We start from the raw sequence: 16,357 nt of genomic DNA on the forward strand, positions 1-16,357 counted from the left end.
GATTCTGGAAAACATTATGGCCTATATTACCCTAAGGGATGTCCAACTTGCTTTTGGCGGACCTGCCCTGCTCGATGGCGCGAACTTTAATCTAGAACGTGGCGAACGAGTCTGTTTAATTGGTCGTAATGGTGAAGGTAAGTCTACTTTACTTAAACTGATCGAGGGAAGCCTATTACCGGATTCTGGTGAAGTTTCTATTCAAAATGGTTTAACTGTTTCAATGTTAGCCCAAGACGTTCCAATGGATTCAGGTAAGGTTGCTGACATTGTAGCTGATGGCGCAGGCGAAGCTGCCGAAGTACTCAGAGCTTATCATGAAGCAACTGATGCTTGTATGCTGGGAGATATGGAAGCTTGTGACCGTATGGGCAACCTACAGCATAAGCTCGACCAACTCGACGGCTGGGCACTCGAAAACAAGGTCAATGCCCTGTTAAGTAAAATGGGACTCGATCCAAATGCAGATTTGGCAGATCTTTCAGGTGGACGTAAACGCCGTGTTTTACTCGCTCGTGCTCTTTTAACACAGCCAGACGTATTACTTCTAGACGAACCGACGAACCATTTAGATGTTGAAAGTATTGAGTGGCTAGAAAAATTCCTACTCGATCAAAATAATTTAACGCTTCTATTTATTTCGCATGACCGTTCTTTTGTAGACAGCATTGCGACTCGAATTGTTGAACTTGACCGCGGCATTTTACGTGGCTACGAAGGCAACTATTCACGCTATTTAGAGCTTAAAGCTCAGCAAATGGAAGCAGAAGAGAAACAAAATGCTTTATTTGATAAAAAGTTAGCTGAAGAAGAGGCTTGGATTCGCCAAGGGATTAAAGCTCGTCGTACCCGTAATGAAGGTCGTGTTCGTGCCTTAAAAGCTTTACGTGAAGAATCGAAAGCTCGCCGTTCACAACAAGGCAAAGTGAGCATGGCGACTCAAGAAGCAAATCGCTCTGGGAAATTAGTATTTGATATTGAGCACTTAAGCGTATCTTATGACGACAAACCACTGATTAAAGATTTCTCTACACTTGTCATGCGTGGTGACCGTATTGGTCTAGTCGGCGATAACGGTGTTGGTAAAACAACGTTAATTAAAGCCATTTTAGGTGAAATCGAACACGGTGGTTCTGTTAAGACAGGTACACAGTTAGAAGTAGCCTATTTTGATCAATTACGTAATGCCTTAGACCTTGAAAAAACAGTCATGGCTAACGTTTCAGAAGGTTCTGACTTCGTTGATGTAAATGGCAACCGCCGTCATATCTATAGCTATTTACAAGATTTCTTGTTCTCACCTGAACGTGCACGCACCCCAGTAAAAGCTCTTTCTGGCGGTGAACGTAACCGTATTTTGCTTGCTAAATTATTACTTAAACCATCAAACCTGATTGTGATGGACGAACCAACCAATGACTTGGATATGGTGACTCTTGAGCTTCTTGAAGAGATGCTTTCTGAATATAAAGGTACTCTGTTACTCATTTCCCATGACCGTGCATTTATGGACAACGTCGTAACATCGACTTGGGTCTTTGATGGTAAAGGTAATATTGCAGAATATATTGGTGGCTACCAAGACTATTTGCAGCAACGTCCAGATGATAAAGTCGTAGACCAAAAGTCTGATGTTAAAAAAGCTCAGGCAAAAGCCGAAGCTGAAAAAGCCGCTGCACAAAGTAACGTTAAAAAGGTCAAACTGAGCTATAAAGACCAACGTGAACTTGAGCAACTTCCTGCCGAAATCGAGAAACTAGAAGTTGAACAAGCAGAGCTTTCTGACAAGCTGGCAGATGGTTCGTGGTTTGTCAGTAATGCCGATGAAGCAACTAAAGCAAGTCAGCGTCTCGCAGAAATTGAAGAGGTATTACTTGAAAAATTAGAGCGTTGGGATGAACTTGAGCAAATGAGTAAAGGAAATTAATTTGTGTTCTTTCCTACAATTTAAATAACAAAAAAGCCTCCTTAAATTAAGGGGGCTTTTTATAGAATATCTATAAATTTGAAAGCTAAAAATCTATGAAAAATACATGATGAGTGATTAAATGTAGTCAGCCTTAATAGTTTAAAATATAGCTCTAATTGAATATAAGACTTATAAAAATAATTATGTTATATCTACCCATATAATAATATTCGAGTATTTTTTATGCTAGATCTTTCTCAAATTTTAGCATTCGGATTAATCTGCTTGGCAATGGTGCTTACCCCTGGCCCAAACATGATTTACCTTATTTCTCGTTCAATTTGCCAAGGAAAAACGGCGGGATTTATTTCACTCGCTGGTGTTGGCGTTGGCTTCGTATTTTATATGCTTTGTGCTTCTTTCGGGATTACAGCGCTTATTATCGCAGTCCCTTATGCTTATGACACTATACGCATTGCAGGGGCAATTTATTTACTCTGGCTAGCATGGAAAGCACTACGTCCCAATGCATCCCCAATTTTTGATGTAAAACAATTATCGGTAGACTCCCCAGCTAAACTATTTTTAATGGGTTTTGCTACAAATCTACTTAATCCTAAAATTGCGATTATGTATTTATCGTTATTGCCACAGTTTATTCACCCACAACAAGGCAGTATTTTATGGCAATCCATTCAGCTCGGTACTATTCAAATTTTTGTTAGCGTCTCGGTAAATGCGCTGATTGTGCTTTCTGCGGGTAGCATTGCCCTTTTTCTTCAACAAAAACCTCTTTGGGCAAATATACAACATTGGCTTATGGGAACAGTGCTAGCTGGGCTTGCTGTTCGTATTCTTTTAGAAAATCGCCGATAACCGCGTTTTACTTCCTCATCTTAACCGCTCAATTCAACAGTGTATTACGACGATAAATTCAGTTCGTGATACACTTTTGCCAGTTTTAATTTTGAATTCTTTATATCGTTATGAGCCAAAAGCAGCCTTATACGCCCGGTGAATTTCAATGGTCCTTTTTATTGCCTAAATATTGGGGTATTTGGATTGCCATCGTTTTTTTAATGCTTTTGGCTATTTTGCCGTGGGCAATTCAATGGCGTCTGGCTCATGGCTTAGCAAATCTGGCTTGGAAATATTTAAAATCTCGCCGAAAAACGACTATTCGTAATTTAGAAGTTTGCTTTCCTGAATGGTCAGCCGAAAAAGTACAGCAACAAGCTAAGCAAGTTTTTGTAGATATGATGCTTGGTATTTTTGAGACATTAAACGCATGGTATAAGCCTTACTGGTTTAAAAACCGTGTCACCATTGAGGGCTTAGAACACATTACCAATGCTCAAGCTCAGGGCAAAGGCGTTTTATTATTGGGTACTCATAGTACGCTTCTTGATGCGGGTGGGTATGTTTGTGCTCAATATTTCGAGCCAGATGTTGTGTACCGCCCTCAAAATAATCCATTGCTCGATATGCTGATTTATCGTTGCCGTGGCACCATTTATAAAGCACAAATCGACCATGATGATATGCGTGGTTTAATTCGTCACCTTAAAGATGGCGATGCAATTTGGTATAGCCCCGATCAAGACTTTGGACTCAAGCAAGGGGTGATGGCACCATTCTTTGGTGTGCCAGCGGCCACAGTAACTGCACATCGCCGTTTATTAAAAATCTCGAAGGCAGTCGCAGTTCCTTTATATTTTTATCGTCAAGGCGATGTACAAGACCCAAAATATCATATTTTGATTGAGCCGGCGGTCGACAATATGCCAAGTGAAGATGAAATTGATGATGCAACACGTGTTAATAAGATTATTGAAAATCAGCTTCGTATCGCACCAACTCAATATATGTGGTTCCACCGCCGATTTAAGACACGTCCAGAGGGATATGAAGAGATTTATTAAGATAAAGCTGTGATAATTTTAAATTGATGACAGACACAGCCTTAATTTAAAGTGAAATTCAAATACTATCGAATAGGCAGACCTTACTTTTTAAGGATAAAAAGTAAGCAAAAATCCTTTGTTCCGCTGATGTTACTTCCTTGTAACACAGCGAAACAGCGACATCCATGTCGCTAGCACGATAGTAAATTCCGGATAATGATTTAGTTTGAAATGATGTATCTATGGATGGTCCATCTTTTATGAATGTATAAGGCAAAAAACAATGAAAGTGATGCAACTTCTCCCAGAACTTAATAGCGGTGGCGTAGAACGCGGCACACTGGAAATTGCACGTGCACTGGTTGCGCAGGGCCATCAATCTCTGGTTGTGTCTAATGGCGGGCGTTTGGTTGCACAACTTGAAGCTGAAGGTTCTACGCACTTAACGCTGCCTATTCATAAAAAATCATTGTCGAGCTTGTGGCAAATCCGTCCTTTACGCAAGCTGATTGAACAGCATCAACCTGATATTGTTCATGTGCGCTCTCGTGTACCAGCTTGGCTTACTCACTTCGCTTTGAGAAAAATACCTGCAAACAAACGCCCTCACCTCATTAGCACTGTACATGGTTTCTATTCAGTTAATCGTTATAGTGCGATTATGACTCAAGCTGAAAAAGTGATTGCTGTTTCTGACAGTGTGGTTAAGTACATCACTGACCATTATAAAAACTGTCCACCGCAAGATATTGTGCGGATTTATCGAGGTATTGACCCTGCCGCTTTTCCGCATAATTACCAGCCTTCAGCACAATGGTTTAATCAAGTTTTTAATGACTTTCCTGAGCTTGAAAATAAGTTTTTACTTTGCTTACCTGGTCGTATTACACGCTTAAAGGGGCATGAAAGTTTAATTGAACTGATGCATCAACTTCAGACGCAATATCCTCAGCTACATGCGGTTGTTGTCGGCGGTGCTGACGCCAAAAAGCAAGCTTACTTAAGTGAATTGCAAAGTACTATTCAAAGCAAAGGGCTCGCAAATAAAATTACCTTCGTAGGTCATCGCTCAGATATTCGGGAATGGCTCGCTTTTAGCGATATTGTGCTCTCTCTATCCAATCAAGCCGAAACATTCGGTAGAACAGCTTTAGAAGCGCTTTCAGTGGGTACGCCAGTCATTGGCTGGAACCGTGGCGGTGTTGCCGAGATTTTATCGAATGTATACCCACAAGGTCTTGTTGAAGCAGAAAATGAAAAAGTATTAATCGAGACGGTGAAAAATCATATTGAACAACCTCAAATCGTTGCTCCTATCACTATGTTTAGCTTAAAAGATATGTGTGATCAAACAATAGAACTTTACCAACGCGTTTTGAAATAACCCAATAAAAAACCCGCGATATTCGCGGGTTTTTTACAACTAAAAGAAAGCCATCTTATTTAAATGTTGCTTCATAAGCGGCAGCTTTTTCAGAGTCGTATTGTTTTTCCCATTTACTGATTACAAGTACAGCAAGCGCGTTACCAACAACGTTCAACGCAGTACGAGCCATATCCATAATACGGTCAACACCAGCAATAAATGCTAAGCCTTCTACAGGAATACCAACACTACCTAATGTCGCTAATAACACAACAAATGATACGCCAGGAACACCAGCAATACCCTTAGAAGTAATCATTAATGTTACAACCAAAATAACTTGTTGGCTGATTGACATTTCAATACCGTAAAGCTGTGCAATAAAGATTGCCGCGATACTTTGGTAAAGCGTAGAACCATCAAGGTTAAATGAATAACCAGTTGGAATCACAAAGCTGGAAATTGCTTTTGGCGCACCGTAAGCTTCCATTTTTTGCATAATACGCGGTAATACTGTTTCCGAGCTTGCAGTTGAATATGCCAAAATCAATTCATCTTTTAAAATCTTAAACAAGATAAAGATGTTGATTCCAAACATTTTTGCAGTCAAACCAAGCACAACAAATGCAAAGAAGAAGATTGCACCGTAAACTAATACAACTAATTTACCTAATGGAATAAGTGAAGCAAAACCGAAGTTAGCAACAGTTACAGCGATTAAACCAAATACACCCACTGGTGCATATTTCATAATGATGTGCGTTACGCGGAACATCGTTTCTGAAACTGCATGAAATACGTTTAGTAATGGGTCTTTAGTGGTTGCTGGCAAAGAAGATAAACCAATACCAAATAGCACAGCAAAGAAAATCACAGGTAACATTTCGCCATGCGCCATTGAACTAATAATGTTCGTTGGGATAAGCGATAATATTGTTTGAATTAAACCATGTGACTGTGACTGAACTTCTTCAGTTGTATGCTTATATTGAGAAATATCCGACTGCACCAACTGAGACATATCAATGCCTGAGCCTGGGTGGAAAATATTTGCTGCAACCAAGCCAACCAAAATAGCAATAGTCGTAATAATTTCAAAATAGAGAATGGTTTTAAAACCAAGTCGCCCTAAACTTTTCGTACTGCCAACACCTGCAATACCTAAAATCAAGGTAGAGAAAACGATTGGAATAACAATCATTTTAATCAGGCTAATAAAGATCTTACCAAGTGGGGTAAGAACATTATTCACAATACTGTCTTTGATTTCAGGCTGGTTATGTAAAACAGCCCCGACAACTATCCCTAGGATTAAAGCAATTAAAATTTGCCAAGCAAGGCTAAATTTAAAATTCTTCATAAGACAATCCTTATGCACCGCAAAGTATCAAATATGAGAGGGAGAAGAACACTAACTAAGAGTGAAACCTCAACATGTACAGTAATTTCCAAACAGAAATTTAAATGTACAAACAAATCACAACCCGCCGATCCGGCGAAGTAAAAAACAATGCCTGTTGACGATCCAACATGTCAACGATCGGCACATTCTATTGAGATTTATTAATTAAACAACCCCAATTTATCTTTAAATAAATTAAAGCCTATATTTATTCATCAATAATCTATAAAAACAAAAACTTAGATAAAAAAAATTTTGTATCTTTTTTCATTAAAAATTGCGCACATGTACATGAAAATTTATGAAGGCTTAACGCGAATTAAATAGATTTTAAAAATAAGATAATCTTGGAAATTTTTATATGATTTACAATAAATTTAATAAGGTATATAAAAATATCAACCCGAGTTCTGCGTCCTGCAAAACTCGGGTAAATGAGGTTGTGCTTTCAGGTTAATAATTATTTTTATCGTTTCCGTTCCAACATCTGATCCGTGATGCTATTCCATATCAGCTTTGTGTATCCTTACTTGGGATTATCCATTCCCGGTTCCGTTTGCCGATGAATGTAGAATAAGGTTTTTATAACCCTCTGCCTATTCGCCCTAGACTCAAATCTTTGTACGATATTGCTTACATCACTTTTTATATTCTTTTTATTTATAAGGCTGTGCAATTTTATCATTCACCACTTTTTCTTCGGCTTCAGCCTTTGCAATTCCTTCTTGGATAGCTCTTTGTGCCTCTTCTTCATCATCTTGAGTTTGTTCCAATTCCTCTTGAATATGCTCAAATATTCGACCAGTCTGCAAAACCACATAGACAGGAAAATGATCAGATCCAATATGAGGTAAACGCTGCATCTTCACTAAACCGAAATCGGTACTATGGAAAATATGGTCTAAAGACCAGCGCAACAATGGATAATCTGCATGAAAAGTATTAATGAAATGTCGCCCAACACGCGGGTCAAGTAATCCACTAATTCGTTGAAATAACCGTGTAGTACGTGACCACGCTACATCGTTTAAATCACCCATCACAATACAGCTTTCATCTAGATCTTTAATTTGGTCACCCACAATTAAAAGTTCAGCATCGCGTAAAGTCGAATCCTTCGCCTCAGTTGGACTAGGGGGCTTAGGATGCAAACAATAGAGTTGAACCGGCATACCAGACCGTAAAGTCACAGTGGTATGAATAGAGGGAATTTCATCACTGAGAATAAATTTAACTTCAGTATTTGATAAAGGTAGACGACTATATAAATGCATGCCGTAGAGGTTATCTAAGGGTACAGGAACGCGATAAGGATAGTCACCTTCGATCTCCTTTAAAGCATTTTCCCATGTCTTATCGCTTTCCAATGTAAGCAGTAAATCTGGTTTTAATGTCCTGATCTGTTCAAGCAATAAATGATATTTATCATTAGGAGTGAGCACATTCGATACAATTAAGGAAATCTGCTTTTGTGGATCTAATTGAGACGGCTTCACCTGTTTAACCTGTTTTTTCCAAAACAAGGTATAAGGCAAAATCATTTTAAGCTGATAGGCAATGGCAGCAATGAGCGCAGCCAGCACGACTTCACGCCAGAGATTCCATTCGGTGGACCAAAACAGCATTCCTATAAAGGCTAAAAGACCAACAAATAGAATCTGCAACCGAGGGAAGTCGGCACCACGAAACCACCACTCATCACGAGGAATAAGTGACCAGAAACTTAACCAAATCACCAGACCAGCTAGAACTTCGATATAAATCATTGAATTTTCTCTTTTAAGATGATTTGTTTTTTAAAGTTTTTGTCATCTTTATCAATTTTGTATGTAACATAAACAAGATATTCTACTCAATAAAGATGGTGTTTTGTTTCTGTAACGCTTGCAGTTGTGGACACTTTTGATACACTCAACTCCCCCTAACAATTTTAACGCACCGAGGCAAAATGACATGAAAGTAGGTCTGGTCGGTTGGCGCGGGATGGTCGGTTCCGTCCTTATGCAACGTATGGTTGAAGAGAATGATTTTGCTCATATTGAGCCATTTTATTTCTCTACCAGTAATGCAGGTGGTGAAGCTCCTTCATTTGGTGGTAAGACTGCCCCAGCACTTATGGAAGCTACAGACATTAATAGTCTGAAGCAAATGGATGTCATTATTACCTGTCAAGGTGGTGACTATACGTCTGAAGTTTTCCCACAGTTAAAAGCGACTGGTTGGGATGGCTACTGGATTGACGCAGCTTCAACTTTACGTATGTCAGATGATGCGATCATCGTTCTTGACCCAGTAAACCTTAACGTCATCAAAGACGGATTGGTTAACGGCACCAAAACTTTCGTAGGTGGTAACTGTACAGTATCACTTATGTTGATGGGTGTAGGTTCACTTTTCCAAAACAATTTGGTGGAGTGGATGACTGCTATGACTTATCAAGCAGCATCAGGCGCTGGCGCACAAAACATGCGTGAGCTAATTACTGGTATGGGCTACTTATATAACAATACCAAAACATTGTTAGATGATCCTAAATCTGCAATTTTGGATATTGATCGTCAAGTTGCTGAGTTACAACGTGGTGAAGGTTTCCCATCTGCTAACTTTGGTGTGCCATTAGCGGGTTCATTAATTCCTTACATTGATAAGCAACTTGAAAACGGTCAATCAAAAGAAGAGTGGAAAGGTCAGGTTGAAACCAACAAGATCTTGGGTAACTCACAAATTGTTCCTATCGACGGCCACTGTGTCCGTATTGGTGCGATGCGTTGCCACTCTCAGGCGCTTACTATCAAGTTGAAGAAAGATGTGCCGCTTGATGAAATCGAAGATATGATTCGTACTTCAAACCAATGGGCGAAAGTTGTACCAAACACTCGTGAAGCGTCTATGACTGATCTTACACCTGTTGCTGTAACTGGTACTTTAACTGTGCCTGTAGGTCGTCTACGTAAACTCAACATGGGTAAAGAATATCTAGGTGCATTTACAGTGGGTGACCAGTTACTCTGGGGTGCTGCTGAGCCTTTACGTCGTATGTTACGCATCTTAGTTGAATACAAAAGCTCATAATTTGATTTGAATTATTCAGTCAAAATAAAAAGCCGATCACATTAGATCGGCTTTTTCGTAACTGGTTTGTGAAAATTTTACAATTTATTTACATTTCATTATTGTATAATTTTGAATGACTTTACGACTTATTAGGTCATGGATTGAGATGACTGTTTATAACAAATTAAAAATTGCCATTTTCACCATTATGTCTTCGCCTTCTATTTATGCGATTACATTAGACCCTATACAAATTCAGTCCGCACCTGGCGATTTGTTATATGCCGAAATGAATTTTCAACAAGCTGACCCCAACACCAATATACAAGTCAGTCTAGCGACTCCTGAAGATTTAAGCGCGTTAGGCGTAACTCATCAGCCGCCCGGAAATCTTAATTTTTATACGCGCCAAAACGGTCAAGGCTCAGGGGTTATTGTGATTACCTCATCTCGCCCTGTGATTGATCCTGAACTAAATATTGTAGTAAAAATTAGTGAAGGTTCTGCTACACGTTTGCAGCATATCAAAACCGTAATTAAGCCTTCTTCTATAAAAAAGACTGAAAATAACGAAAGTACTTTGTCACCTCAGTTTATTGTCAATGAAAAAGACATTGCTCTAAATCTGCCAGAAAGTACTCGATATGCATCACCAACTTCGGCCTCAACTCCAACTGATTCGAATGGTGAACATAGCCTTAATATTAGCTCTGGTAATGCTCCAGCAATAAACACAAACTCACCCAATACATCTAGCGAAAGCTCTTCTAGTCAGGTTGCTCAACAAGTTGCAGCTAGTGCTACTTCTGATCAGGTAGCAGCAAAAAATCAAAGTAAACCAAGCAGTGTCAAAACAACCACAAACAGTTCACCCAAAAACACGGTCAACAAACTAACAGCGCAAAAGAAATCTGTACCTCAAAAAGCGCTTAACCAAAATCCTGCGAAGAAACAATCGTTAAGTTCCTACAAAGGACCAGCATCATCAGGTAAATATGTGGTACAGCGAAATGAGTCTTTATGGAGCATTGCTAATCGTATTGCCGCGAAAACAAAACAACCTGTTGCGAAAGTCATGCATGATATTCAAACACAAAACCGACATGCTTTTATTCAAGGTGATGTAAATCGTTTGCGTCAGGGAATCGCACTTAACCTAGCTCACTCTCCTGCAGCTAAACCTCAGCAAAACAAGTCAAAAACAGATATCGCACATACTGCAAAATCAACTTCTGGCAAAGCAAAATACCGTTTACAGCAAGCCGAAATGAGTATTGTGGCTGAAAACAGTCAAAATTCTACGCATGGAAGTGCTAAAAAGAGCACACAACAAAGTCAAAACAATACTGAGTTAGCAGTAAAAGTTATGACAACAAGAGAAAAAACCGTTACATTACAAAGGAATGTAACCAAACTAAATCAAACTTTACGTTTAAAAGACCAACGTATTCAACTTCTGAATGCACGTTTGGCAGAGTTACAACAGCAGTTAAAAGCACAGCAACAGACTCATAAGCAAAAGCATTAAGTTAAAACCAGAGTCAGCTCGCTTTATATTGCAAATATTTATTTTTTAAGGGGAAAGTAATGTTATATGTGATTCCATTCATCATATTGCTCGTGGTCGCTGTCATTTTAAAAAAACGCGAAAATAGCCAAAAGCAAGAGTCGAATTCCCCTAAAACAATAAATAGAAAAACCAATAAAAAAGCGAACTCTAAATCAAGTAAAAACTCGCGTGAAAAAACTAAAGTAAATGTAGTTGAAGAATCTATTCCCTCTACCCCACAAAGCAGTCCTGTTCCAGACGCTGTTCGTCAGAAGATTCAGCTACTTATTCAAGAAAGACAATTCTCAGCCGCTGAAGCTCAAGTCAATCAGGCGCTAAAGAAAGATAATACGCAACATGAACTTTATTTATTGCTACTTGAGATTCATATTGCACAAAAAGATGAGTTTGCAATAACTCAACTGATTAGCCATATTCGTAGCTTAGCGCTCAATGAAATAGCCATTCAAGCAGAAGCCAGACAAAAAGAATATGAGTCATCAAGACAACCAGATGCGATCGATTTTCCTCAAGCTCAAACATACCAAGAGCCAAAAAATACATCTGATGCAACAGCTCAGTTTGACCAATTAACAACAAGTTCTTCTGAAACTTCTTTTGATGAATTGCAGCAAGACTATACGCCTGTAAAGCAAGAACCTGCTGTTGAAGTTGAACCTTTAGAGTTTAACTTTTCATTTGAGCAAACCACGACTACCGAAAGTACCAGCCAACCAACACAGAAATCAGAGTTATCGCCATCTCAAGAAACAAATGAGCTAGCTGACCTAGAGTTTTCTTTTGACTTGGCACCTCTGCATGAATCTGAGGAAAAAAACCAGACAGTAGCGGCACCAGCAGCTCAAGAGAACACCAATGCTTTGGATTTTAATCTTGAATTAACCCATGAAAATCCAGAAGTAAAACCTAATGAACAGATCTCATCATTAGATGAGCTTCAACTCTTAGAACAAGTTCCATTAGAGTCGAATTCAATAGCACCTCTTGAGTTTTCGCTAGACGAACCTGCATTAGTTATAGCACCAGAGATTGAAACTCAAAACCTTGTAGACCTAGTAGGCGAAGAAACTACCCCAGATCAAACTAAAGATCCCCTTGTAGAAGCTTTTCCAGAATTAAAACAGTTAGATGAAAATGAACTTGATCTAAAACTAGCTGAGCAATACATCAAGTTAGGAGCCTACCCAGCAGCTCAAGCCTTATTGGCAAGCAATGAGCAAAAATTCAACACAGAACAACAACAACGCGCGAAAAACTTACTTAATCGCATAGCTTCTTAGAACTGTTCGATTTACCATAAGCAGTCAGAGATGACTGCTTTTTTATGCCTGCAAAAATATGAAAAAAATAGCCTTATTTTATATGGGTGGTACTTTTGGTTGCATTGGTGAACCTTTAGCTCCTATGCCTTATGAGCAATTCTTGCCTCAACTTGAAAAAGTGATTCCCCCACACTTAACAGTTGACTGCTTTGCTGCACCCAATATTGTTGATAGCAGTGCATGTACGGCACCTGACTGGTTGCGCCTGATTCAACGTATACAACAACTACAACTTGAAGGTTATCAGCATTTCGTTGTTATTCATGGTACAGACACGCTCAGTTATGCGGCTGCGACCCTAGCCCGCTTTTTAGGCCAAAGCTGTCATATTGTGATTACCGGTAGTCAATATCCGCTACTCAATATTCAAGGCGATAACACCCGTGAATTTACTGATGCAATTGAGAACTTATATCTTGCATTAGAACAAGTGATTGCTTTACCTGTGGGTGCTTATCTCGCATTCCACCATCAAGTATTCCACGCGCGAACTGCATTAAAAACGCATACGACTGAACTCGATGCATTTTCAGGGTTAAGTAGTGAAGCTGAGTTTACGCCTCAGCAAAATGAATTGATCGTACAAGATGCCCAAATTGAACGAGCTGCTTCCTTCCAGATTTTAAACTGGATGATGCAACCCATTGCAACACAGCACTTAGTACAACAATTACGCCACTTACTTTCAGCCCCACCACACTTTTTAGTGTTACAAGGTTTTGGTACTGGCAATATTGCAGTAAACCAAGAATTACTTGCAACATTAGATGAGCTTTACACACGTGGCTGTGTTCCGATTCTTACCACTCAGGTGACATTCGGTGGTATTGATCAACGTTATGCGATTAGTGCATGGGCCAAAACTGCAAAAATTGTCATCAGTGATGCACATAGCCATGCAGATCTCTATGCAAAAGCACTTCAAATCTATTTAAAATACCCAACCCCAGAACAATGGCTAAGCCATTGGAACGAAAATTTGCATTAAACAGAGGTAAAGCCATGCAACGTTATGCAGTCGGTATTGAATTTAGCGGAGTTCAATACCGAGGTTGGCAAACACAACAGCCAGGCGTTGCCAGCGTTCAGGAAACGATCGAGCGTGTACTGAGTAAAATTGCAGATGAGCCCATTGCACTTCACGGTGCGGGTCGTACTGATGCGGGAGTACATGCAACAAATATGGTGGCGCACTTTGACACGAACGCTATTCGTCCAGAAACGGGGTGGTTAAGAGGGGCAAATAGTCAACTACCTAAAGATATTTCCATTCAGTGGATTAAACTGATGGATGAAAATTTTCATGCCCGCTTTAAAGCGACTGCTCGACGTTACCGCTATATCATCTATAACGCACCGCATCGCCCAGCACTATTACACAAGCAAGTTACGCACATTTACCAAAAGCTAGACGTGCAAAAGATGATTAAAGCTGCTAGTAAGTTCGAAGGAACGCATAACTTTGAAACTTTCCGCGCAGCAGCATGCCAATCAAACCAGCCTGTTCGACATGTAAAACATTGCCGTTTATTTGAACATGGACGCTATTTAGTTTTAGATATTCAAGCAGATGGTTTTTTACACCATATGGTGCGTAATATTGTCGGTTGCTTACTCGAAATTGGTCAAGGTATGTATGAGATTGATCATATCGATGCAATGTTTGCGGCGCAGGATCGTAAGGCAGCTGGGGTAACCGCCCCACCCGATGGCCTTTATTTTATTCAGTGTAATTATCCTGAGCAGTTTGATTTGCCGCAGCCACCACTTGGGCCACATTGGCTAAACTTACCAGAGTAAGCTTAGCCAACTTTACATATACTTATCTAGCGATGCTGCTTACGCTTACGATATTCCACAGGTGTTTCATTCGTCCAACGCTTAAATGCACGATAGAACGTACTTGGTTCAGAGAAGCCAGTTAAATACACAATACGTTCAACACTCTCATTGGTATTTGCCAAAAGCTTTTTAGCCAAACGACAACGATAGTCAGAAAGTATTTGTTGAAAACTGGTATTTGCCTCACTGAGCTGAGTACGTAAACGACGCGGCGTAATATTCAACTGAGCAGCAACCGTCTCTAAAGTTGTTTCTCCACTTTCAAGTGTCGAACCAATCGCACGACGAACCTCACCCACTAAATCATAACGGGCGAGTTCTTGTAACTTTTCAATCGCTAATTGTTCATGCAATTGAAGTAACTCAGGCTCTGCCTGCCAAAGCTGAAAATCTAAAATAGCTGGATCAAAATATAAACGTGTCTCTTTCTGACCTAAGCTAACTGGGCAGCCAAATACACGGAAATATTCATCCTCAGAAGCTCCTTCGCTAAAATTAAAATCGATGAAGATAGGATGAAATTGTCCTTCAGTAATGAACTTAAAAAATCTAAGCACGCCCGAAATTGCACATTCAGAGAAATGACGATTGACGAGATTGTCAGCACCAATCTGTTCACCATTGGTTAAATAACAACGTCCTTCTTCAACGACTAGTTTTGCATCAAATGCATCACTAATCAGTCGCTGATAAGCTAAGGCTCGTTTTAAGCCTTCACCAAAGGTTTCACTACTAATAAATAGATGTTCAATCACCTGCCCTCGATATAAAGGCAAATGCTCACCTAAATGCAGACCGATGTCTGGATCTTTACTGACTTCCTGAGCGGCAGTCCAAAAGGCGTACTGTGCACTTAACGGTGTACGTGCATTGGTATCGACCTGATTTAAAGCAACTCCCGCTTTGGTTAATATTTCTTCTGTTGGCAAACCCGCACGACGAATCGCTTGGTAGCCAAAGCGTAATACAACTGATGCATCTGTTAGCTGACCCACGCAGTGCCCTTCCATGTAGATACTTCATTGATATTTAGGGCTGTTGACCTTTATGCAATTAACAGTCCCTAATAACTATGATTTTAGATTAGCGTTGATTGACCAAACTGACAACAGAATTACACTTCTTTTGTGAAAAAAATTACATCTTTTTTTATTAGTCATACTTTAACCAGATGCTTTAGCAGAAGTGTGTCTATCTTGTTTTTTTTAAAAAAATTGACTATAATTTGCGCCTTTCCAATTTGATCATCAGGTAGGCTATGGCCAATAAAGAGGAACTCATTGAGTTCGAAGGCGTTGTCACCGAAACGCTTCCTAATACGATGTTCCGTGTACGTCTTGAAAACGGTCACGAAGTTATTGCACACATTTCTGGTAAAATGCGTAAACACTATATTCGTATTCTTACTGGCGACAGTGTAAAAGTCGAAATGACTCCATATGACTTAACTAAAGGTCGTATTACGTACCGTGCTCGCTAATTAGTGAATGCAAAAAAGCCACTTTATGATGTGGCTTTTTTATTGCGTTATTTACTCACTTAAGCGACTGGTTTTACATCCCACCGTTTGGCATTCACGCAATCTTTCTTGCAGCCAATGGTTTCTTTCTTGCGTTGTCTGTAAACGACATTGCACGTCTACACTATTCCTATTTGAATCTGTACACTCGGCATCACGTTGACGTATCCATGCAAGCTGAGACTTTTTAAGAATATTTTTCTGCGCGGTGTTTAACTTTACTCGCAGTGCTTGATAATTCTTATTCAGATCAGCATCAGCACTCGCATAAATTTTATTTGTACAGTAAATATCATCATAAGTATTACGGGCACTATCACAGTTATCTGCATAGACTGAAGTCATGCCAAAGCTACATAAAAAAGCAAAAACTATTTTTCTCATACTATTCTTCCTTAAGTTTTCTATGAAATTATTATTAAAGTGATTCGGATGTAATTGATAAATCGAAAGACAAATTTACCCTCCA

At 39.5% G+C, this 16,357-nt stretch carries 14 protein-coding genes; 10 read left to right on the top strand and 4 right to left on the bottom strand.

Annotated features, from left to right (window positions below; translation table 11 throughout):
* Positions 1–16: 16 nt before the first annotated feature.
* The 4 genes from AAC388_RS16030 to AAC388_RS16045 all read left to right on the top strand — a co-directional run bounded on the left by AAC388_RS16030 (position 17) and on the right by AAC388_RS16045 (position 5,197).
* The gene (locus AAC388_RS16030) at positions 17–1,927 is read left to right on the top strand and encodes an ATP-binding cassette domain-containing protein (RefSeq protein ID WP_002114959.1); all 1,911 of its coding nucleotides are present in this window, start codon (positions 17–19) and stop codon (positions 1,925–1,927) included.
* Positions 1,928–2,152: 225 nt separating this feature from the next.
* Positions 2,153–2,785, top strand: a complete 633-nt coding sequence (locus AAC388_RS16035) for a LysE family translocator (RefSeq protein WP_342370917.1) — start codon at positions 2,153–2,155, stop codon at positions 2,783–2,785.
* 110 nt (positions 2,786–2,895) lie between these two features.
* The gene (lpxL, locus tag AAC388_RS16040; RefSeq protein WP_342370918.1) at positions 2,896–3,831 is read left to right on the top strand and encodes an LpxL/LpxP family Kdo(2)-lipid IV(A) lauroyl/palmitoleoyl acyltransferase; all 936 of its coding nucleotides are present in this window, start codon (positions 2,896–2,898) and stop codon (positions 3,829–3,831) included.
* Between the two features lie 265 nt (positions 3,832–4,096).
* Positions 4,097–5,197, top strand: coding sequence for a glycosyltransferase family 4 protein (locus AAC388_RS16045; protein WP_075383363.1), 1,101 nt, complete (start codon positions 4,097–4,099; stop codon positions 5,195–5,197).
* A gap of 55 nt (positions 5,198–5,252) precedes the next feature.
* Here AAC388_RS16045 and gltP read toward each other — a convergent pair whose 3' ends face one another.
* Positions 5,253–6,539 carry a glutamate/aspartate:proton symporter GltP gene (gene gltP, locus AAC388_RS16050; protein WP_075383364.1) on the bottom strand — a complete coding sequence of 429 codons (1,287 nt, stop codon included), beginning with the start codon at positions 6,537–6,539 and terminating at the stop codon, positions 5,253–5,255.
* A gap of 698 nt (positions 6,540–7,237) precedes the next feature.
* Complete coding sequence (locus AAC388_RS16055; RefSeq protein WP_342370919.1) at positions 7,238–8,347, bottom strand: endonuclease/exonuclease/phosphatase family protein; 1,110 nt, start codon at positions 8,345–8,347, stop codon at positions 7,238–7,240.
* A 187-nt stretch (positions 8,348–8,534) separates the two neighbouring features.
* Here AAC388_RS16055 and asd point away from each other — a divergent pair, with 187 nt between their 5' ends.
* From asd to truA, 5 genes are all read left to right on the top strand, one after another.
* Positions 8,535–9,653, top strand: a complete 1,119-nt coding sequence (gene asd, locus AAC388_RS16060; RefSeq protein ID WP_016142294.1) for an aspartate-semialdehyde dehydrogenase — start codon at positions 8,535–8,537, stop codon at positions 9,651–9,653.
* A gap of 148 nt (positions 9,654–9,801) precedes the next feature.
* A complete protein-coding gene (locus AAC388_RS16065) occupies positions 9,802–11,163 on the top strand; it encodes a hypothetical protein (RefSeq protein WP_342370920.1) in 1,362 nt (453 codons plus the stop codon).
* A 59-nt stretch (positions 11,164–11,222) separates the two neighbouring features.
* On the top strand, positions 11,223–12,485 hold the full coding sequence (locus tag AAC388_RS16070; RefSeq protein WP_342370921.1) for a hypothetical protein: 1,263 nt from the start codon (positions 11,223–11,225) through the stop codon (positions 12,483–12,485).
* A 58-nt stretch (positions 12,486–12,543) separates the two neighbouring features.
* Complete coding sequence (locus AAC388_RS16075) at positions 12,544–13,515, top strand: asparaginase (protein WP_342370922.1); 972 nt, start codon at positions 12,544–12,546, stop codon at positions 13,513–13,515.
* 14 nt (positions 13,516–13,529) lie between these two features.
* Positions 13,530–14,327 carry a tRNA pseudouridine(38-40) synthase TruA gene (gene truA, locus AAC388_RS16080; RefSeq protein ID WP_005079200.1) on the top strand — a complete coding sequence of 266 codons (798 nt, stop codon included), beginning with the start codon at positions 13,530–13,532 and terminating at the stop codon, positions 14,325–14,327.
* Positions 14,328–14,353: 26 nt separating this feature from the next.
* On the opposite strand, the gene AAC388_RS16085 is transcribed toward truA, so the two are convergent.
* Positions 14,354–15,364 (bottom strand): AraC family transcriptional regulator, encoded by a 1,011-nt coding sequence (locus tag AAC388_RS16085; RefSeq protein ID WP_005066032.1) that lies wholly within the window; start codon positions 15,362–15,364, stop codon positions 14,354–14,356.
* 263 nt (positions 15,365–15,627) lie between these two features.
* Between AAC388_RS16085 and infA the strand changes: the two genes are divergently transcribed.
* Positions 15,628–15,849 (top strand): translation initiation factor IF-1, encoded by a 222-nt coding sequence (gene infA, locus AAC388_RS16090; RefSeq protein WP_001284370.1) that lies wholly within the window; start codon positions 15,628–15,630, stop codon positions 15,847–15,849.
* A 51-nt stretch (positions 15,850–15,900) separates the two neighbouring features.
* Here infA and AAC388_RS16095 read toward each other — a convergent pair whose 3' ends face one another.
* Complete coding sequence (locus AAC388_RS16095) at positions 15,901–16,272, bottom strand: lysozyme inhibitor LprI family protein (RefSeq protein ID WP_005079207.1); 372 nt, start codon at positions 16,270–16,272, stop codon at positions 15,901–15,903.
* Positions 16,273–16,357 lie beyond the last annotated feature (85 nt).

It is taken from the genome of Acinetobacter sp. D009, assembly GCF_038562025.1.
Classification (GTDB): Bacteria; Pseudomonadota; Gammaproteobacteria; order Pseudomonadales; family Moraxellaceae; genus Acinetobacter; species Acinetobacter pittii.

What these genes read in the sequence shown, in the direction of transcription:
- AAC388_RS16075 (WP_342370922.1), top strand. Translation starts at nt 12,544, where the DNA reads ATGAAAAAAATAGCCTTATTTTATATGGGTGGTACTTTTGGTTGCATT.
- lpxL (WP_342370918.1), top strand. Translation starts at nt 2,896, where the DNA reads ATGAGCCAAAAGCAGCCTTATACGCCCGGTGAATTTCAATGGTCCTTT.
- asd (WP_016142294.1), top strand. Translation starts at nt 8,535, where the DNA reads ATGAAAGTAGGTCTGGTCGGTTGGCGCGGGATGGTCGGTTCCGTCCTT.
- AAC388_RS16045 (WP_075383363.1), top strand. Translation starts at nt 4,097, where the DNA reads ATGAAAGTGATGCAACTTCTCCCAGAACTTAATAGCGGTGGCGTAGAA.
- gltP (WP_075383364.1), bottom strand. Translation starts at nt 6,539, where the DNA reads ATGAAGAATTTTAAATTTAGCCTTGCTTGGCAAATTTTAATTGCTTTA.
- truA (WP_005079200.1), top strand. Translation starts at nt 13,530, where the DNA reads ATGCAACGTTATGCAGTCGGTATTGAATTTAGCGGAGTTCAATACCGA.
- AAC388_RS16055 (WP_342370919.1), bottom strand. Translation starts at nt 8,347, where the DNA reads ATGATTTATATCGAAGTTCTAGCTGGTCTGGTGATTTGGTTAAGTTTC.
- AAC388_RS16035 (WP_342370917.1), top strand. Translation starts at nt 2,153, where the DNA reads ATGCTAGATCTTTCTCAAATTTTAGCATTCGGATTAATCTGCTTGGCA.
- AAC388_RS16065 (WP_342370920.1), top strand. Translation starts at nt 9,802, where the DNA reads ATGACTGTTTATAACAAATTAAAAATTGCCATTTTCACCATTATGTCT.
- infA (WP_001284370.1), top strand. Translation starts at nt 15,628, where the DNA reads ATGGCCAATAAAGAGGAACTCATTGAGTTCGAAGGCGTTGTCACCGAA.
- AAC388_RS16070 (WP_342370921.1), top strand. Translation starts at nt 11,223, where the DNA reads ATGTTATATGTGATTCCATTCATCATATTGCTCGTGGTCGCTGTCATT.
- AAC388_RS16095 (WP_005079207.1), bottom strand. Translation starts at nt 16,272, where the DNA reads ATGAGAAAAATAGTTTTTGCTTTTTTATGTAGCTTTGGCATGACTTCA.
- AAC388_RS16030 (WP_002114959.1), top strand. Translation starts at nt 17, where the DNA reads ATGGCCTATATTACCCTAAGGGATGTCCAACTTGCTTTTGGCGGACCT.